17 protein-coding genes and 1 pseudogene are annotated in these 16,797 nt (G+C 68.4%); 13 read left to right on the top strand and 5 right to left on the bottom strand.

The window, feature by feature from the left end; all coding sequences use genetic code 11:
• Positions 1–10: 10 nt before the first annotated feature.
• On the bottom strand, positions 11–1,282 hold the full coding sequence (thrS, locus tag KO481_RS24715) for a threonine--tRNA ligase (protein ID WP_281066177.1): 1,272 nt from the start codon (positions 1,280–1,282) through the stop codon (positions 11–13).
• A gap of 311 nt (positions 1,283–1,593) precedes the next feature.
• Here thrS and KO481_RS24720 point away from each other — a divergent pair, with 311 nt between their 5' ends.
• The 11 genes and pseudogenes from KO481_RS24720 (at position 1,594) to KO481_RS24770 (ending at position 9,638) form a co-directional block, all read left to right on the top strand.
• The gene (locus KO481_RS24720; RefSeq protein ID WP_215920083.1) at positions 1,594–2,673 is read left to right on the top strand and encodes a hypothetical protein; all 1,080 of its coding nucleotides are present in this window, start codon (positions 1,594–1,596) and stop codon (positions 2,671–2,673) included.
• A 201-nt stretch (positions 2,674–2,874) separates the two neighbouring features.
• A complete protein-coding gene (locus tag KO481_RS24725) occupies positions 2,875–3,141 on the top strand; it encodes a class III extradiol ring-cleavage dioxygenase family protein (protein ID WP_215920085.1) in 267 nt (88 codons plus the stop codon).
• Positions 3,142–4,035: 894 nt separating this feature from the next.
• Positions 4,036–4,601: pseudogene (locus tag KO481_RS24730) on the top strand (alpha-ketoglutarate-dependent dioxygenase AlkB).
• Between the two features lie 4 nt (positions 4,602–4,605).
• A complete protein-coding gene (locus tag KO481_RS24735) occupies positions 4,606–5,223 on the top strand; it encodes a DNA-3-methyladenine glycosylase I (protein ID WP_215920087.1) in 618 nt (205 codons plus the stop codon).
• 318 nt (positions 5,224–5,541) lie between these two features.
• Positions 5,542–6,246 (top strand): ester cyclase, encoded by a 705-nt coding sequence (locus KO481_RS43300; RefSeq protein WP_245401438.1) that lies wholly within the window; start codon positions 5,542–5,544, stop codon positions 6,244–6,246.
• 251 nt (positions 6,247–6,497) lie between these two features.
• Positions 6,498–7,013, top strand: coding sequence for a methylated-DNA--[protein]-cysteine S-methyltransferase (locus KO481_RS24745; protein ID WP_215920104.1), 516 nt, complete (start codon positions 6,498–6,500; stop codon positions 7,011–7,013).
• Positions 7,010–7,507 (top strand): RNA polymerase sigma factor, encoded by a 498-nt coding sequence (locus KO481_RS24750; RefSeq protein WP_215920402.1) that lies wholly within the window; start codon positions 7,010–7,012, stop codon positions 7,505–7,507. The genes KO481_RS24745 and KO481_RS24750 overlap by 4 nt, the downstream gene beginning before the upstream one ends.
• A gap of 5 nt (positions 7,508–7,512) precedes the next feature.
• On the top strand, positions 7,513–8,121 hold the full coding sequence (locus KO481_RS24755) for a methylated-DNA--[protein]-cysteine S-methyltransferase (protein ID WP_372452127.1): 609 nt from the start codon (positions 7,513–7,515) through the stop codon (positions 8,119–8,121).
• Positions 8,118–8,852: a 2OG-Fe(II) oxygenase gene (locus tag KO481_RS24760; RefSeq protein WP_215920108.1), complete on the top strand. Its 735-nt coding sequence runs from the start codon at positions 8,118–8,120 to the stop codon at positions 8,850–8,852. Before KO481_RS24755 ends, KO481_RS24760 begins: the two co-directional genes overlap by 4 nt.
• Positions 8,842–9,117 (top strand): Ada metal-binding domain-containing protein, encoded by a 276-nt coding sequence (locus KO481_RS24765; RefSeq protein WP_215920110.1) that lies wholly within the window; start codon positions 8,842–8,844, stop codon positions 9,115–9,117. The genes KO481_RS24760 and KO481_RS24765 overlap by 11 nt, the downstream gene beginning before the upstream one ends.
• Positions 9,114–9,638: a hypothetical protein gene (locus KO481_RS24770; protein WP_215920111.1), complete on the top strand. Its 525-nt coding sequence runs from the start codon at positions 9,114–9,116 to the stop codon at positions 9,636–9,638. Before KO481_RS24765 ends, KO481_RS24770 begins: the two co-directional genes overlap by 4 nt.
• 323 nt (positions 9,639–9,961) lie before the next feature.
• Here KO481_RS24770 and KO481_RS24775 read toward each other — a convergent pair whose 3' ends face one another.
• Both KO481_RS24775 and KO481_RS24780 read right to left on the bottom strand, forming a co-directional pair.
• Complete coding sequence (locus KO481_RS24775) at positions 9,962–13,081, bottom strand: type II toxin-antitoxin system Rv0910 family toxin (protein WP_215920112.1); 3,120 nt, start codon at positions 13,079–13,081, stop codon at positions 9,962–9,964.
• Between the two features lie 130 nt (positions 13,082–13,211).
• Entirely contained in the window at positions 13,212–13,706 is a 495-nt protein-coding gene (locus KO481_RS24780) for a cupin domain-containing protein (RefSeq protein ID WP_215920113.1), read from the bottom strand.
• An 82-nt stretch (positions 13,707–13,788) separates the two neighbouring features.
• Between KO481_RS24780 and KO481_RS24785 the strand changes: the two genes are divergently transcribed.
• Positions 13,789–13,974, top strand: a complete 186-nt coding sequence (locus KO481_RS24785; RefSeq protein ID WP_215920114.1) for a hypothetical protein — start codon at positions 13,789–13,791, stop codon at positions 13,972–13,974.
• On the top strand, positions 13,971–14,450 hold the full coding sequence (locus KO481_RS24790; protein ID WP_215920115.1) for an SRPBCC family protein: 480 nt from the start codon (positions 13,971–13,973) through the stop codon (positions 14,448–14,450). The genes KO481_RS24785 and KO481_RS24790 overlap by 4 nt, the downstream gene beginning before the upstream one ends.
• A gap of 18 nt (positions 14,451–14,468) precedes the next feature.
• Here KO481_RS24790 and mshC read toward each other — a convergent pair whose 3' ends face one another.
• Both mshC and KO481_RS24800 read right to left on the bottom strand, forming a co-directional pair.
• Positions 14,469–15,707 carry a cysteine--1-D-myo-inosityl 2-amino-2-deoxy-alpha-D-glucopyranoside ligase gene (gene mshC / locus KO481_RS24795; protein ID WP_215920404.1) on the bottom strand — a complete coding sequence of 413 codons (1,239 nt, stop codon included), beginning with the start codon at positions 15,705–15,707 and terminating at the stop codon, positions 14,469–14,471.
• A 191-nt stretch (positions 15,708–15,898) separates the two neighbouring features.
• Entirely contained in the window at positions 15,899–16,741 is an 843-nt protein-coding gene (locus tag KO481_RS24800) for an SCO1664 family protein (protein ID WP_372452116.1), read from the bottom strand.
• Between the last annotated feature and the right edge of the window lie 56 nt (positions 16,742–16,797).

Consider the following 16,797-nt stretch of genomic DNA (forward strand, 5'->3'; position numbering starts at 1 on the left):
GCAGCAGGCATCAGTCGGCCCACAAACGGGTGTCGTTGGCCTGGATCAGTGCTCGGATACAGGCGATGGCGTCACCGGCAGCGAGGGCGGGAAGACGACGACCGTCTCGCAGCCGTATCGCCACATCTCCGTTGGAGGCTTCAGCCGGCCCGACGATGAACTGGTATGGCGCCAGGCGGGTTTCACGCACCCGTGCCCCCAGGTTTCCTGCCTCGGCGGGCACCACCTGCGCACGCAGACCCGCGCTCAGACAATGATCGCGGAGCTGGGCAGCGTCCGACTCCTGGGCGTCGGATACCGGCAGTACCACGACCTGAACAGGGGCCAGCCACGCAGGGAAGCCCCCGCCGTGAAGTTCGATGAGGTGCGCGACCACACGCTCGACGCTGCCGATGATACTGCGATGCACCATGACCGGCCGATGCTTGCCCCCGTCGGCGCCGATGTAGTGCAGATCGAACTGCTCGGGTTGATGGAAATCGACCTGCACGGTGGACAGGGTCGATTCGCGCCCGGCATGGTCGCTGACCTGGATGTCGATTTTCGGGCCGTAGAATGCGGCTTCGCCCTCGGCGGCCTCATAGGGCACGCCGGACCGGTCGAGCACCTCGCTGAGAATCTTGGTTGCACGCTGCCACATCTCCGGCGCCGCAACGTATTTGCCGCTCGCGCCGGGAAGTGAAAGCCGGTAGCGAGCGTTGGTGATTCCCATGGCTTGGTATGCGGACCCGATCAGTGCGAGCGCCGCGGTGGCCTCGTCGGCGACCTGCTCGAGGGTGCAAAAAATATGTGCATCGTTCAGTTGGATGCATCTCACGCGGGTCAAGCCGCCGAGCACACCGGACAGTTCCGAGCGGTACATCGCGCCGAGTTCGGCCATGCGCAGAGGCAATTCACGGTAGCTGTGGGAGCGGGACCGGTACATCACCGCGTGATGTGGGCACACGCTGGGCCGTAGCACCACTTGCTCACCACCGACGTCCATCGGCGGGTACATGTCGTCGTTGTAGTGCGCCCAGTGGCCAGAGATTTCGTAGAGCTCTCGCTTGCCGAGCACAGGAGAGTACACGTGCTGGTAGCCCGCTCGCCGTTCGGCGGTGCGTATGTATTCCTCGAGACTATGGCGCACGATCGCGCCATCGGGCAGCCAGTACGGTAGTCCGGCCCCGATCAATGGATCGGTGTCGAACAGGCTGAGTTCCCGGCCCAGTTTCCGGTGGTCGTGCACGTGAGTCTTCCTTCCAGTCGAAGGCGGATGACCACACGCGAAAGCCCCGGGCATCCGCCCGGGGCTTTGATCAGAACAGAGTCAGCGCGCCGGGACGTCGTCCGGCGTCGTAGTGAAGTAAGCGCGCTGCACGCCCAGCACGCTACCTCGCAACATCCCACAGCACAATGACAGAGCCAAACTACGGAGCCACCTCATCGCCGAACCTGACCGCGGATACACATGCGGTCGCCAGGCACGGTCGGCAACCGAGAGGAAAGATCGAGGACACGCGGCTCTTGCGCCGCCCAACGTAAGTTTTGCGAGATGGTCGAGTGTGCTACTCAAAATTGGGATCTCATCGACAGCACACGAGGATGTAGATCGTGCACGAGCATAACCAAACCGAGGCGTACATGGCCGAGGACCGCGTGACCATGACCGAGGCGGCACGCGTCTTTCTGGACAGCTGGTTGGCCACCATGGGAAGTGCGCTGGAGCAGTGGCGCCGTCGCTACCTGCCCGCAGACTTTCCTTTCGACTTCACACTCGACTCCCTGGACGCGCTGGAACCGATCGTGCTCGCGCGCTACCCAGACCAGGCCGCCATCGGCATCGAGGACAACGCGGAGTTCACCACCGGCACGGTGCGATACATCGGCGAAGTCCTGTTACGTGCCGCGCCGGCCCGATGGGGTTATCAGGATCGTGAAGGTGACGACCTCAACCCCTACAACCGCACCGCGGTCATCCGCTCCAACACCCCGACGGAGTTCAGGACAGGTGTGATCCCGGAATTCTTTCTGCGCCAGCTGGTCCGAGATCGAGAACGGGGCACCCTGCAGAAATCCGCCATCCCGCTGCTGGACGCCTGCGAGCAAGCCGGGAGTGTGGAGGTGTCCGACGACCCGTGTGGACCAGGAGACAGGGTCCCCTACTGGTGTGAATTCTTCACACCCGACGAGTACCGCAGGTTCGCCAGCGCGGTGGACTCCGCTTTGAGTTGCTTCGGCGCCGACGGTCAGGACATCTACGCCGGCCATGTCGCCTTGGCTGTGGGCCATCCGGATCCCGAAATGCATGATTTCGGCATCGCCGCACTGGCCAACCAGTGCCGGGCAAGCGATATCGACGACTGGTCGACTCTCTGCTTCTCCACGATTGGCGGGTTCTCCACGGAGCAGCCACAACGCGACTGGCTCACCCAAGCCTCTTTCACCCAAGTCGAGGACCTGCTGGAGCCATGGCTCGCCGCTGAGCCCGAGTTGTCATTCGACGCCGAACCCGACGATCCCGATCAACCCTTCTCGACCCGGCTCGAAGATGGCAGCTATCTCCACTTTCTCGCCAAGGTCCCGGAACTGGACGAAATTCCGGAGATCACGACGTTCGTTCCCAACTCAGCTGTACGAGCATGGGACATGCCTGTGGAAAGGCTCGTGCAGTGGGGGATTCAACACATCTGAGCCGAGCCGGACACACGCATATTGCTGATGCCGCGTTAAGCAACGTTTCGATAGGTAACCGGATCGCCGAATATCGGCGCCGATTGCGGCGTCGCGTTCGACGCGTCTCCCCGGGAGTGTGCCGATCTCGGCCGGGAGTTGGCTGGGCGGGCGGATCGGGTCGCCATGCTGGTACTCGGTGAGGGATCGGCGGTACGTGGCGTGACCACTCGCCCACATCCGGAGTCGCGAGCGGGATATCACGACCGGGAGGTGGCGCGGGCGTTGAGCGAGGCGAACACTGAATGGCTGGCCGGGTTGCGGCCGCAGGCGTCGCGGCCGGTGAACGCGACCGGCCGGGCAGCGTGGCAGGTACTCGCCGGCGCGGCTGGCGGGCAGCGGTTCCGTAGCGAAATGCTGCACCGCCCCGGATCCGGCGAGGTGGGGTACTTCGTGGTGAAATGGCTGCGCGACACCATGATTCGATGACCGGTAGCCGGGGCCGGCCATGCACGGTGGGTTCGGCGACAGCATCAGCCACCCCGCGCGAGTGACCCACTGACATTTCATATAACCAGACACCACTGCCATTTCAGTGACGAGGCATACGAATTGATCAGGTAGTCACGGCGTTTTGATCAGGTAGTCACGGCGTTCAGTCGGTCGCGGTAGATCCGGAATGCCTTGCGGCCGGCAGCCGAAGCGCTTTCGCTGACTGTTTCCGCGGCGACCAGCAGCGCCCGATGAACGTGCGGTGGTGCGGTGACGTGCAGGCTGTAGCCCTGGCCGCGTCGTATTTGCCGGCCTTGTTGCAGGGCTCGGCGTTCGAGGTCACTACCCCCGTAGACGTTCCCGTGGCGCGATTCATGAGACGGCGCGAGCGGAGCACGACAGTCTGGCGGGCCAGACGAGGTCGAAGCCGGTTCGGTTTCGAGACTCGCGCCACACGACTCGCGGTCTGGCGTGCTTGCCTGAGCCGCCACGGCCCGTGTTCACCTGGACCTGGCCGATGCCTGCATGTCGATCGCCCGGGTCGTTTCGGTTCCTATCTCACGCGGACGACCTGGTGTGCGTCTTCCTCGTGAGACCAGACCGGCGAACCGACACGGAGCAGGACCGATCCGATGACGAAGCCAGCCGCCATAGCGAGCCGCACGCAGCACCGACTCGACGAACACCGGTTCGGCGACCGATTCCGCCACGGCCGCACAGTACGAGGAAGCGCAGATGTGCAACACCGACAACCACTCACGATCCGCAGCCGCAGTGAGAGCGGCGACGCCGGCGCTGTTCGCCCCGGAGTTCGGTGAACGAAGCCGGCGAGATCTCGCTCCCGGCGCCACCCTGATTCCCGACTGGCTCAGCCTGCAGCAACAAGCGTGGATCGTCGGACAATTCCACGACTGGATCCGAGGACCGGTACCGATCCGCGCCGCCAAGGTCCGCGGCCACGAAATGTCGGTACGCACAGTCTGTTTGGGCTGGCACTGGCAGCCCTACAAGTACACCCGCGAAGCCGGTGACGTGAACGGCGCCCGCGTCCTCGGGTTCCCGGACTGGATGGTCCGCCTGGGACGATATGCGCTCCGTGAAGTCGGCTACGACGCAGCCACTGTGAACGCCTACACCCCGACACCGCCCTGGTGAACTACTACGCCGCGACAGCACGGCTGGGGATGCATCAGGACAAGGACGAATCCTGCCTCGCACCAGCGGTGTCGCTGTCGGTCGGCGACAACTGCACCTTTCGGTTCGGCAACACCGACACCCGCAGCAAGCCCTACACCGACCTGCTGTTGACCTCGGGTGACCTGTTCGTCTTCGGCGGCCCCAGCAGGCTGGCCTACCACGGCGTCACGAAGATCCACGAGCACACCGCTCCCGAGGAGTGCGGTCTCGACCACGGCCGGATCAGCATCACGATGCGCATGACCGGACTCGAAGGATAGCCGAATGGACAACGACCACAACAATATCGGCGATGGCGTCGTCATCGGTGACGATGGCCTCGCCCGGCCCGCATGGGCGGCCGGCGACTCGCTGCTGCGCGACTACTACGACACCGAGTGGGGCATGCCGGTCACCGACGAACACGGTGTGTACGAGCGGATCTGCCTCGAAGGGTTCCAGTCGGGTCTGTCGTGGGCGACGATTCTGCGCAAGCGCCCCGCCTTCCGGGCCACGTTCGCCGACTTCGACCCCGACACCGTCGCCAGCTACACCGACACCGATGTCGAACGGCTCATGGCCGATACGGCGATCGTGCGGAACCGCCGGAAGATCATCGCGACCATCACCAACGCCCGCGCCACCGTCGAGCTGCGTGACGGGATCGGTGTGGCCGAGCTGGTGTGGTCGTTTCAGCCCGACCACACGCCGAGGCCGCGGACCTTCGCCGAGATCCCCACTACCTCCGCCGAGTCGATCGCTCTGTCTAAGGAGCTGCGGCGCCGCGGATTCGCCTTCGTCGGGCCGACCACGATGTATGCGCTCATGGAAGCGATCGGCATCCTCGACACCCACCTCCTGGATTCTCACCGACGAGGCAGCTCCGGTATTTGGCCCGCATGAATCCGGACCGCGCCCGGTTTCTGCAGTCGGGCGCTCGCGGATCATGCAACGGCAGTGGCAGACCCAGGCGCAGCGCCGCGCCACCTGCTGCGCGACCGGTGGTGGGTCCTCACGTTCTGCCGGCGCCGCGCGTCTTCAGGTCGGGCTGAATCGGTACCGCCGCCGACACCGGCGCGACTCCTCGCTCCGGTTCCCACAGGACGCTCCGGTGCCTACAGGAAAGGATCGCGATGAACAGCTGTGACGATGTGGTGTTCGAGCTCGGTGTGTTGGTGCCCAGCCCGGCCGCGGCGATGGATGGTCTGAGTGGCGACGTGGTTGAGACCCAATCACACGGCCTGGGTCGAGCAGGTGCTCGAGGTCGAGCTGCTGCGTGCCGCCCGCGAAGCGGGTGTCAACCGGGTCGTCGTTCCCGCGGCGACGCACGGAGCGGCCGTCTACGAGACGCTGGGCCTGCGCCCGAAAAATAATCTCGCGGCAGTGATCTCACGTTTGATCTCGTCCCGGCGTCTACGAGATGTTACTGCGCCGGAAGGCGGACCGGTGGCATCCGATGACAGAGAGGACGAAGATATGTCGCTCGAGAAGAACAAGGAGATCGTGGGCCGCTGGTTCACCGAGTTCTGGGGCAATCCGTTCAACCCCGCGATCATCGACGAGCTCGCCGCACCCGACATCCGATTCGAGTATTCGCTGCACGAGCCCATGCGCGGGCGCGACGAGGTGCGTGCGTTCGCGACCAGGTTCCGCACTGCGTTCCCGGACCTGAACTTCTGGGGCACCGCCGATCTCATCGCCGAAGGCGACTACGTCGTGGGCCAGTGGGAGGGCGGTGGCACCCACACAGGCGCGGTCGTGTTCGACGACCTGCCGATCGGCTCGGTTCCCGCGGCGTCGGGCAAGACGATGCGCTTCACCGGCACCTCGGTGCTCAAGGTCGTGGACGGTCTCATCGTCGAGGAAGTCGGTCTCGACGACGGCGTCGCGGTCCTGCAGCAGCTTGGGATCATCCCGACCGCCTAATCCCTCTCCACAACCCCATCGCCGTCAGGGACCGGCCCATTTCGGGCCGGTCCCTGACGGTGCGTGGTCTGCGGGTGATCACGTCCCACTCCGGCGACCGACAACCGGCCCAGCCACGATGGTCATCAACCGGCCCAGAGAAGGGCGGACCGGCGGAGACCCGCGAGAGACGGATTGGCCGGGGATCGGGATCTCACGTTCGGTGCCCGGTGAGCGTCTACCTGGTGAGAGCGAGAGATAAGGGGAAGCAGATGACTGCTCGGCACACGAAGCTCGACACCGCGACGCTCGGCCCGGTTACCATCGTGGCCACCGACGCGGCTGTGACCGGCGTGTACTTCCGGGATCACATACGGCGGCCGGCCCAGGAGCTGTTCGGGCCGTCGGTGTCCTTCGTCGACGACACCGTCCTGGGAGAAGCCGTCGGCCAGTTGCTCGAGTACCTGCTCGGACAGCGCCGCACCTTCGAGCTGCCGTTGAACCCGGCCGGGAACGATTTTCAGCAGCGAGTGTGGGAGCAGGTCAGTGCCGTTCCGTTCGGTGCGACCACCACCTACGGGCTGATCGCCCAGCAGGTCGGTGACCGGTCCGCCGCGCACGTGGTCGGTCAGGCCGTGGGAGCCAACCCGCTGTGTATTTTCATCCCGTGCCATCGGGTGATCGGGGCGAACGGGTCACTGACCGGATACGCGGGCGGTCTGAAGCGCAAGCGCGCACTGCTCGAGCTCGAGGAGCCGGCCGCGGTCAGTGCGGGAAGGCTGTTCTGACCGTGAAGCCACCGTTCGAGACGATTGTGACCGAGCACGGGCCCACCGTGCTGCGGGTCTGCCGGGTGATCCTCGGCGTCCACGACGCCGAGGACGCCTGGTCGGAAACGTTCTTGGCCGCGATGCGTGCGTACCCGGACCTGCCGGCGACAGCGAATGTGGAGGCGTGGCTGGTGACCATCGCCCACCGCAAAGCCATCGACGTGGTCCGGGCCGGCAAACGTAATCCGCTGCCGGTGCAGCAGATGCCCGAGGAGTCCTCCGGCACCGGTGTCGTCGGCTCCGACGACACCGGTGTCTGGGCGGCGGTCGCGGCCCTGCCCGAGAAGCAACGCCAATCCATCGCCTACCACTATGTGGCCGGCCTGCCCTACGCCGAGATCGCGCAGATCCTCGGCGGCACCACCGACGCAGCGCGCCGCGCCGCCGCGGATGGTGTGAAGAATCTGCGCAGAACCTACCCGGGCGCGACACTGAAAGGAGTAACACAATGAACGAGATGCACCGCGACGATGATGTGATCGCCGCCCTGTCGGCGCCCGTGGACGAGACCACTACGGCTCGGCTGCACCAACTGCTGGAACGCAAGGCCGAACAGGCCGACCTGCTCGACGTCGCCTACACCACCATGGACACCCCCGTCGGACGGCTGCTGCTGGCCGCCACCCCCAAGGGCCTGATCCGGGTGGCCTACGCCCGCGAAGACCACGACCGGGTCCTCGACACCCTCGCCCACAAAGTGAGCCCCCGCATCCTGCGGGCGCCGGGCCGCCTCGACGAGGTAATGCGCGAACTCGACGAATACTTCGCCCACCGGCGCAAGACCTTCGACCTGCCACTGGATCTGTCGCTGTCACACGGGTTCCGGCAGATCGTGCAGAAGCACCTGCCCGAGATCGGCTACGGGCAGACCCGCAGCTACGCCCAGGTCGCCCAGCTGGTCGGCAACCCCAAGGCGGTGCGGGCGGTCGGCACTGCGTGCGCGACCAACCCGCTGCCGGTGATCGTGCCGTGCCACCGGGTACTACGCACCGACGGCAGCCTTGGGGGCTACGTCGGCGGCGCCGACGCCAAGCACCTGCTGCTGGACCTCGAGGCCGCCGCATGAGCACCACCACGGCCGCGCGCTCGGCTCGGTGGTCCGAGCGCGCCGGCCGAGTGGACTGGGCAGCGGTCGGCACCGACATCGACGCATACGGCGGCGCACCGCTGCCCTGCCTGCTCACCGACGAGGAGGCCACCGCGATCGCAGACCTCTACGACCGGCCGAAGCTGTTCCGCAGCACCGTCGACATGAACCGGCACCGGTTCGGCTCCGGCGAATATCGCTACTTCGCCGCCCCCTACCCCGAACCGGTCGAACAGCTCAAACAAGCCCTCTACCCACGGCTGCTGCCGATCGCCCGCGACTGGTGGGCACGACTGGGGCGGCCCGCGCCGTGGCCGGACACCCTCGACGAATGGCTGGCCATGTGCCACAAGGCCGGGCAGACCAAGTCGACGGCGATCCTGCTGCGCTACGGCCCGGGTGATTGGAACGCACTCCACCGGGACCTGTACGGGGAGTTGGTGTTTCCGCTGCAGGTCGTGATCGGTCTCGACCGGCCGGGCATCGACCACACCGGTGGGGAGTTCCTGCTCGTCGAGCAACGCGCCCGGGCCCAACCGCGCGGCACCGCAACCCAACTCCAGCAGGGCGACGGCTTCGTGTTCACCACCAGAGACCGGCCGGTGCAGACTGCGCGCGGCTGGTCGGCGGCCCCGGTCCGCCACGGTGTCTCCACGATCCGCTCCGGCCACCGCCGCACCCTCGCGCTGGTGTTCCACGATGCCGCGTGAACACTCGAGCCGCACCTACCTGCTGCTCGACGCCGCGGGGCCCCCTTATCGGTCCGCGACCCCCGGGCAGTGGGGCGGGCACCGCCGCAGCAAGATATACGGCCGCCTGGACTGCCACTCGGCGCTCCGCGCGATCGAGGCCGGCCACTACGTGAAGCACCGCGTGTTCTTTGCCGACGAACCCACCGCCGTCGCCGCCGGCTACCGGCCGTGCGCGGTCTGCTGCCCCGACCGCTACCGCGACTGGAAGGAGAGAATCCGGTGACCGCCCTGCCCGAAACCCCACTCCTGCACCACATATCCCGCTCAGACGACGATGTCCCCGCCGCCACCGATGCCGAGATCGCCGCGATCATCGCGGTAGCCCGCGCTCGGGGCGCCCACACCCTGACCCTGGGATCGGGCCGCACCCCGCCCGCGATAGCGACCATGGCCGCGGTCGCGGCCCAGTGGGAACGCGGTGGCGGCCGTATCGCCGACCACGTCACCTGGCCCGAGACCGCGGCGTCGTGGCTGCGGCAGGCCCGCCGGTTCACCGCCACCACACCGGATTTATGGGTCATGACCGGGCCACGGCTGGGGTGGGCCCAGATGACCCGGCGCCTGCTGTGGTCGACCCCGTGGTCGGCCAGCAACACGATCGTCACCTCAGAGATCGCTGACCCCGCCGCCCTGGCGCTGGTCGGGACGGCATATTTGGAAGGGTTGACCGGCGTCGATGCCGAGGGATCGGTGTGGACCGTGACCGACAGCTTGCTCCGGTACCAGCCCGGGACAGTGCGATAACTCGAGAGTTTCCGCCTACTGCCCCGGCAGTACGTGCGGCGATCCACGAGTGCAAGATGATCGCCGCGCCAAGACGGATCTGTTGCCGCCGATCTCACGTTTCGAAGGGCGGTGCACGTCTACAGGGTGTCGGGGCCCACCACCTCGATGCGTGCCCGCGGACACACGGCGCCCGGTTGTCCGCGGGCACGCCCCCCGGCAAGGATCGACCACCGGGACAACAGCTCGATCCGGCCGACCGCGATCGAGATCCTGCCCGGACAAAGTCGGCGAATCGTCCGGCCGCCAGCCGCGGCCCGGATCGTGGCGCCCTTCCTCGTTCTTCAGCGGCCCTTCCAGACCGGTGGCCGTTTCTGGGTGAAGGCCAGCACGCCCTCGGTGGCGTCCTGGGAGGCCAGGGCCGCGGCGGCGACCTGGCCCTGGCGGGTGAACTCCTCGGCGACCGTCCAGTCCGCGGATTCTTCGATGATGCGTTTGCTGGCCAGAATGCTCAGCGGCGCGTTGACCGCGATGCGTTCGGCCAGCGCCAGCGCGGCCTCGAGCGCCCCGCCCGGGTCTGCGAGCTGGTTCACCAGACCCAGCTCCGCGGCGCGAGCCGCGGTGATCGGGTCGCCGGTCAGCGCCAGTTCCATCGCGATCGCGCGCGGGATGCGCCGCGCCAGCCGTAGCACCCCACCGCCGACGGCGACCAGGCCCCGCTTCACCTCCGGGATCCCGAAGGTCGAATTGCGTGCCGCGACAATCAGATCCGCGGACAACGCAAGCTCGCAGCCACCGGCCAGCGCGGGACCCTCCACGGCCGCGATGAGCGGTTTGCGCGGCGGCTGGGCCGCGATGCCCAGGATGCCCCGGCCCTGGGTCACCGGCACCTCGCCGCGGGCGGCGGCCTTGAGATCCATTCCGGCGCTGAAATATCCACCCGCGCCGGTCAGGATCGCCACCTGGGCGTGCGGGTCGGCCTCGTACGCGTCCAGGGCCCGCTCGATCCCCAGCGCGGTGGCCAGGTTCACCGCGTTGCGGACCTCGGGACGGTTGATGGTGATGATGGTGACCGCGCCCCGCCGCTCGACCAGCACGGGCGGCGCCGGCGGAGGCGGCAGCGGCATGCGATCACCTGCGGTGAAGGAGATCTGCCCGTCTCGCACGGTCACGGGCAGCCCGAGCGCGTCGCCGCGTCCTGCGGAATCGGGCCCGGCCGAATCGGCATCACGTGCGGGTCCAGCAGCCTCGGCCACAACCGAACCCGCCGCATCGGACTCGGCCGAATCCGGAACGCGGGTACCGGCGGTCGGCGCATCCGGCGCCGATGTATCGATGAGGCGATCGATCAACGTCTTGTCGTTGCTGCGCACCAGAATCCGCGCGCCGTCGGGCGCGATCAGGCTGACGATCGCGGCCTCGGGTTCCCCGTCGCGCCCGTGTGGCACGGTGTAGGCCTCGATGACCGCGGGCCCCTCGTACTCGGTGCGTGCCGGACGCGGGGGCGGGGTGTCGATGATCGATGTCAGGTGCTCGAAGCCCGCGCGCGGCGGCGTGGCCGAGTACACGCCCAGGGAGTGTTTGGTCAGGTACCAGCCCAGCGCGGTGGCCAGGCCGTAGGACTGCGGGTCCGCGCGTAGGGCGGTGATCAGCGAGGCTACCGCGTGTCCGCTGTAGTTGTTGCCCGGTCCGCCGCCGAAGGTGAGCCCGCCGGTCATCGACAGCGGCCGGTCCGGATCATCCAGGGGCAGGCCCAGTTCGCGGGCGGCGATCTGCACCGCCACCGGGAAGCACGCGTACAGGTCGACGTGGGTCAGCTGGTCCGCAGTGATCCCGGCGTGCGCGAGCGCGGCCGCGCCCAGCGCCCGGATGGCCGGGGAGGTGGCCGGTTCGGCGCGTTCGCTGACGAACCATTCGTCGCAGCCCGAGGCGCCCGCGTGCGGGAACACCCATTTCTCCTGCGGGATGCCCGCGGCGGTCGCGGCCGCGACGCTGGCCACGATGATGCCGCTGGCCATGTCGACCTGCGGGTTGGCGCATTCGAGTTTGGTGTAGGGGGTGGAGACCATCCGATTGTCCCCGGACACGGCCGCGATCTGCTCGGCGCTGAATTTCTCTGGCTGCCAGGCGTATTCGTTCCCGGCGGCGACCTGCGACAGCCGCGACCACAGCTGGGCCACCTGCCGCGAGTGCTCCGCGGGTGTGCGGCCGAGCCGGTGCCGGTTCGCCGATTCGATCAGCGCGTACATGTGGATCGGGGCGATCAGCCCGGCGGCCGTCTCCGCGGCGTTGTTCGCGGGCTTGTCAACCCCGGCGATGCGGGTGGGGGCCTGCGCGGGATCCTGTGCGGGCCACTGCAGGTCGATTCCCGCGCGCTGCGCCGCGGCCTGGGTGGCCCCGGCCTCGGCGCCGGCGACCAGCACGATCTCGTACTGTCCGGCGGCGATCGCCGCGGCCGCCTCGTTGAGCAGCAGCTGGGCACCGTCACCGCCGAAGGGGCTGGACTGCACGGTGTCCGCGGCGCCCGCCCCGACTCGTTCGGCGATCACCGCGCCCAGATCCCGGTACTGCCACGAGGTGCACGCGACCGCGAACACCGCATCCGCCGAGCCCAGCAGCCCGGCATCGGCCCCGGCGTCCACCGCGGCGCGACGCAGCGCCCGCACCGCCAATTCGGCCGGATCGCTGTAACTCTCGTCCGGGGTGCGCTGCACGATCTGCCCGGCGCCGATCAGCACCGGAGTGGCCGGATCCAGCCGGACGCCGGAGGCGGTGTGCAGCACCGGCTCCCGCGCCGGGCGCGCGGGCGGGGTGTATCCGGCGATCGCGGTGGGCATCCGATCGAGGGATTCGCGCATGGCCTCCTCGAGGCTGCGTGCCACCGACCCGCCCAGCGGGCCCTCGATCGGCGGGCCGGCCACACCGGCATCGAAATCGACCACGGTCTGAGAATCGGTGCCCGACACCGTGATCCAGTAACCCAGGCGCACCTGCTGGGGCGCCTGGCCGCGTAGCTCGAAGCCGCGTTCGCTCACCGCGGCCACCCGCCACGCGATATCCACCGGCAGCCCCATGACCTGGGCCTGCTGGGTGAAGGTCTGGCCGGTGTGCAGGGGTCCGGGCGGATCCCCGCGCCAGCCGTGGTGCAGGGAGAACCATTCGCTCAGGCGGCCGAGCTCACGCAGATAGGCCCATACGGTCTCGATCGGCGCATCGATCGTCTGCTCGGCGTGTGCGGTCTTGGCGAATTCGCCGAGCCCGGACGGGGCGAGCCGCTCGCGCCGCTCCTCGGCCGAGACCCGGACCTCGGCGGGCGGACTGTCGGCCGAATCGGCCGGGCTGCCGGCGATCACCCCCGCCAGGAGTTCGCGTGCGAGCCGTGGATTGGCCCGCACCGCCCGCGCCAGCTCGCCACCCGCACGCAGATACGTCCGCGCGGCACGGATTCGATCGATACCGGACACTGGCGGTCACCGTCCTCTCCTCATCGAGTACTGGACCCCATTAGACCCTGCCTGTCCGACAGCGGCGGGGCGCGGCCACTGGTCCCCAGGTGATACCTGTGCTCGGGCCCGCGACCGTCCAGCGACGCGGTCACCAGCCCATGAACTTCTCCCACTCCGGGCTCGGATGGAAGTGGTTGTCGAAAATCTCTGCGCTGTCGAGGATTTCCTGCGGATCGGCGGTGCCGTTGCGGATCCGGTCGATCATCCGGAAGTAGTCCGCCCGCGCGACGCCAGGCATCAGGAACAGCATGTCCACCCCGGTGTCCTCGGGGGTGGCGAAGGCGTGCGTGGTGTTCGGCGGCACCAGCAGGAAATCGCCGGTGCGGGCGGTAACGACCCGGTCGCCGGTCAGCACGTGCAGGCCGCCCTCGATGATGAAGAACATCTCCATCGTGTGCTCGTGGTGGTGCGGCAGCGCGCCCTGGGTGCCCTTGGCCATGACGGTGCGACTCGCGCTGATGCCCCCGCCCTCCCCGTCGCCGTCGGCCAGTAACCGGATCGACATGGGCGCCGCGCCCAGGACCTCCGCATCGTCCGCGCGGACCAGAAACGGCTCGGACTGACCTACATGCAGCATCGACATGTGCTGTCTCCCTTCTTCACCGGGGAGACGACGCAGCAAGCCCGAGCGTGACATCCGGGCCCGGACGCCGCCGCGGTAGCCGGTGCTCAAACACGCGGGCCTGGTCACCGACGAGGCCATCGGCACCCGGCGGGTGTACCGGCTCGATCCGCGCGGAATCGACGCGCTGTGCGCATATTTCACCCACTTCTGGTCGACGGCGATGTCGGCATTCCGCGATGAGGTGAACGAAAGGGCCCGGCAGGGCGAACCCGAGGAGCAGACATGACACAGGTACAGCACAACAGCGACGTCCGCATCGAATTCCTCGTCGAGGCGCCCCCCGGCAAGGCCTACGAGGTCTTCACCGCCGGCATCGGCAGTTGGTGGCCCCGCACCCACCACCTGGGCACGGGCACCCTGGCCGAGGTGATCGTCGAACCGCAGGTCGGCGGGCGGCTGGTCAACCGCGAAACCGACGGCACCGAATGCCCCTGGGGCACCGTGCTGATCTGGTCCCCGCCCGGGCATTTCGCGTTCTCCTGGGACATCTCCCTGGACTGGAAGCACCAGCCGGACCGGGCCCGCACCAGCCGCGTCGATATCACCTTCAGCGCCGCGGGCCCGGACCGCACCCGGGTCACCCTCGTGCATTCGGGCCTGGAAAACCACGGCGACGGTTGGGAATCCATGCGCGCCGCGGTCGCGGACCCGAATGGCTGGCCCGCGATCCAGGACCTCTACGGCAAGGCCGTCGCGGCCTGAGCGATCAGCGCCGGCCGATCAGAGCTGGATGCCCAGCAGCGCGTCGACCGCGGTGCCGATCTCGTCCGGCGCTGCGGCGTCCGGACCGCCGTACTCGAGCGCCTGCTGGGCCCAGTTGTCCACCGCGGCAAGGGCCTTGGGGGTGTCCAGGTCGTCGGCAAGATGCTGGCGCAGGCGCGCGATCGTGTCCCCGGCCGCCGGGCCCGAGGCCAGCGCCGCGGCGCGCTTCCAGGTGTCCAGGCGCGAGAGAGCCTCGGCGAGTACCGCATCGGACCATTCCCGGTCCTGCCGGTAGTGCCCGGCGAACAGGCCCAGCCGGATCGCCGCGGGATCGGTGCCGGCGTTGCGCAGCTTGGACACGAACACCAGGTTGCCGCGGGACTTGGACATCTTCTCCCCGTCCAGCGCGATCAGCCCGGCGTGCACATAGTGGCGGGCGAACCGGCGACCGGCCACCAGCGCCTCGGCGTGGGCGGCGGAATACTCGTGGTGCGGGTAGATCAGGTCGCTGCCCCCGCCCTGGATGTCGAACTCGGGTCCGATCCGGTTCAGAGCGATCGCCGCGCATTCGATGTGCCAGCCGGGGCGCCCGGCGCCGAACGGCGCGGGCCACGAGGGCTCCCCGGGCCGGGCCGCGCGCCACAGCAGCGCATCGATCGGATCGCGCTTACCGGGCCGGGCCGGGTCGCCACCGCGCTCGGCGAACAACCGGTCCATGGTCGCGCGGTCGTATCCGGACTCGTACCCGAACTGCTCGGTGGCATCGTGGCGGAAGTAGACGTCCGGATACTGCGCGTCGGCGACCGCATAGGCCGCACCGCTTGCCAGCAGCTTGTCGACCAATTCGACAACCTCGCCGACCGATTCGATGGCGCCGATGTAGTCCCGGGGCGGTAGCACCCGCAGCGCGGCCATGTCCTCGCGATACAGCGTGATCTCCCGGGTGCCCAGCTCGCGCCAGTCCACCCCGTCGCGCTCGGCGCGCTCGAACAGCGGATCGTCCACATCGGTGGTGTTCTGCACGTAGTGCACTTCGTGGCCGCCGTCGCGCAGCACCCGGTTCACCAGGTCGAAGGCCAGGTAGGTGGCCGCGTGCCCGAGATGGGTCGCGTCGTAAGGGGTGATGCCGCAGACGTACATGGTGGCCGTCGGGCCGGGGCTCACCGGGCGCACCTGCCGGTCGGCGGTGTCGAACAATCGCAACGGCGGTCCGGATCCGGGGACGGTCGGGACGGCGATATCGGACCAGGACTGCATGGAATCGAGAGTAAAGGTCTCCCGGACGTGCACGCCCGCCACCCCCGGGCAGCGGTGGTCCATGCCACTCCGGGCAAGCCGCGCCCACCTGCATACTCGCGCCGGATGCGAAAACGCAACCGTTGCAATCTCACAGGCACTAATGCCGAGGGATCGATCCGCGGGCCGATGCGCTCGGCCGCGGTCCGCGCTCAGAACGCGGGCCAGGGAATCGGGCGCGAGCTGCGGGGCATCGGCATCACCGGACGCTCCAGCAGCCGGCGCCCGCGCGCGGCCAGCGCGGCGATCTCCTCATCGGTGATGTGCTGGGCCAGTGCGTCCCCGATCCGGCCCGGGACGGCCTCGACGAACGTGCCGATGTCGGCGAGCAACTCCGCGTCGACCGGCTCCCCGGCCCACCCCCACAGCACCGTGCGTAGCTTCGGTTCGGTGTGCAGGCAGATGCCGTGATCGACCCCGTACACCTCACCGTCCAGGCCCTCGAGGGCGTGCCCGCCCTTGCGGTCGGCGTTGTTCAGCAGCACATCCAGCACCGCCATGCGCTGTAGCCGCGGATCGTCCGCGTGCACCAGCGACACCTCCGCACCCGCGCCGTCGACCGCGCGCAGCACCTCACGGAAGCCGTCGGGCACCGCACCGGCGGGCACCAGGTCGACCAGGTCCAGGCGGTCGCCGTGCTCGGTGTGGTTGTCCACCGACTCGACCCAGCGCTGCACCATGCCCGGGCCCAGCGGGCCCTCCCGCAGGATCGTCTCGGGGATCACCGGCCAGCCCAGCGCCTGCGAGACCAGATACGAAGCCACCTCGCGGCCCGCGAGGGTACCGTCCGGGAAATCCCACAGCGGCCGCTCCCCGCGCACCGGTTTGTACACCACGCGCACGCCCGCATCGGCGGCATCGGGTGTGCGGTCGCGGACCGTTCCGTCGACGCCGATCTCACACACCAGGGTCAGATTGCTGGCGGTGCTGATGCGACCGATCACCGCCAGATCGCCGGAATAGAACCCGTCGCAGGCGCCGGCCACCTCACTCACGACTTCGCCTCGCCGACGCTCGGCGCCGTCGTGCGCGCAGCACGCTGTAACGCTGG

It is taken from the genome of Nocardia albiluteola (assembly GCF_018860155.1).
GTDB lineage: Bacteria > Actinomycetota > Actinomycetes > Mycobacteriales > Mycobacteriaceae > Nocardia > Nocardia albiluteola.

Bases quoted from the DNA above. Each gene is read 5' to 3' on its own strand.
- KO481_RS24790 (WP_215920115.1), top strand. From the start codon at position 13,971: ATGACACAGGTACAGCACAACAGCGACGTCCGCATCGAATTCCTCGTC.
- KO481_RS24765 (WP_215920110.1), top strand. From the start codon at position 8,842: ATGCCGCGTGAACACTCGAGCCGCACCTACCTGCTGCTCGACGCCGCG.
- thrS (WP_281066177.1), bottom strand. From the start codon at position 1,282: ATGCCCGGGGCTTTCGCGTGTGGTCATCCGCCTTCGACTGGAAGGAAG.
- KO481_RS24735 (WP_215920087.1), top strand. From the start codon at position 4,606: ATGGACAACGACCACAACAATATCGGCGATGGCGTCGTCATCGGTGAC.
- mshC (WP_215920404.1), bottom strand. From the start codon at position 15,707: ATGCAGTCCTGGTCCGATATCGCCGTCCCGACCGTCCCCGGATCCGGA.
- KO481_RS24760 (WP_215920108.1), top strand. From the start codon at position 8,118: ATGAGCACCACCACGGCCGCGCGCTCGGCTCGGTGGTCCGAGCGCGCC.
- KO481_RS24755 (WP_372452127.1), top strand. From the start codon at position 7,513: ATGCACCGCGACGATGATGTGATCGCCGCCCTGTCGGCGCCCGTGGAC.
- KO481_RS24780 (WP_215920113.1), bottom strand. From the start codon at position 13,706: ATGTCGATGCTGCATGTAGGTCAGTCCGAGCCGTTTCTGGTCCGCGCG.
- KO481_RS24745 (WP_215920104.1), top strand. From the start codon at position 6,498: ATGACTGCTCGGCACACGAAGCTCGACACCGCGACGCTCGGCCCGGTT.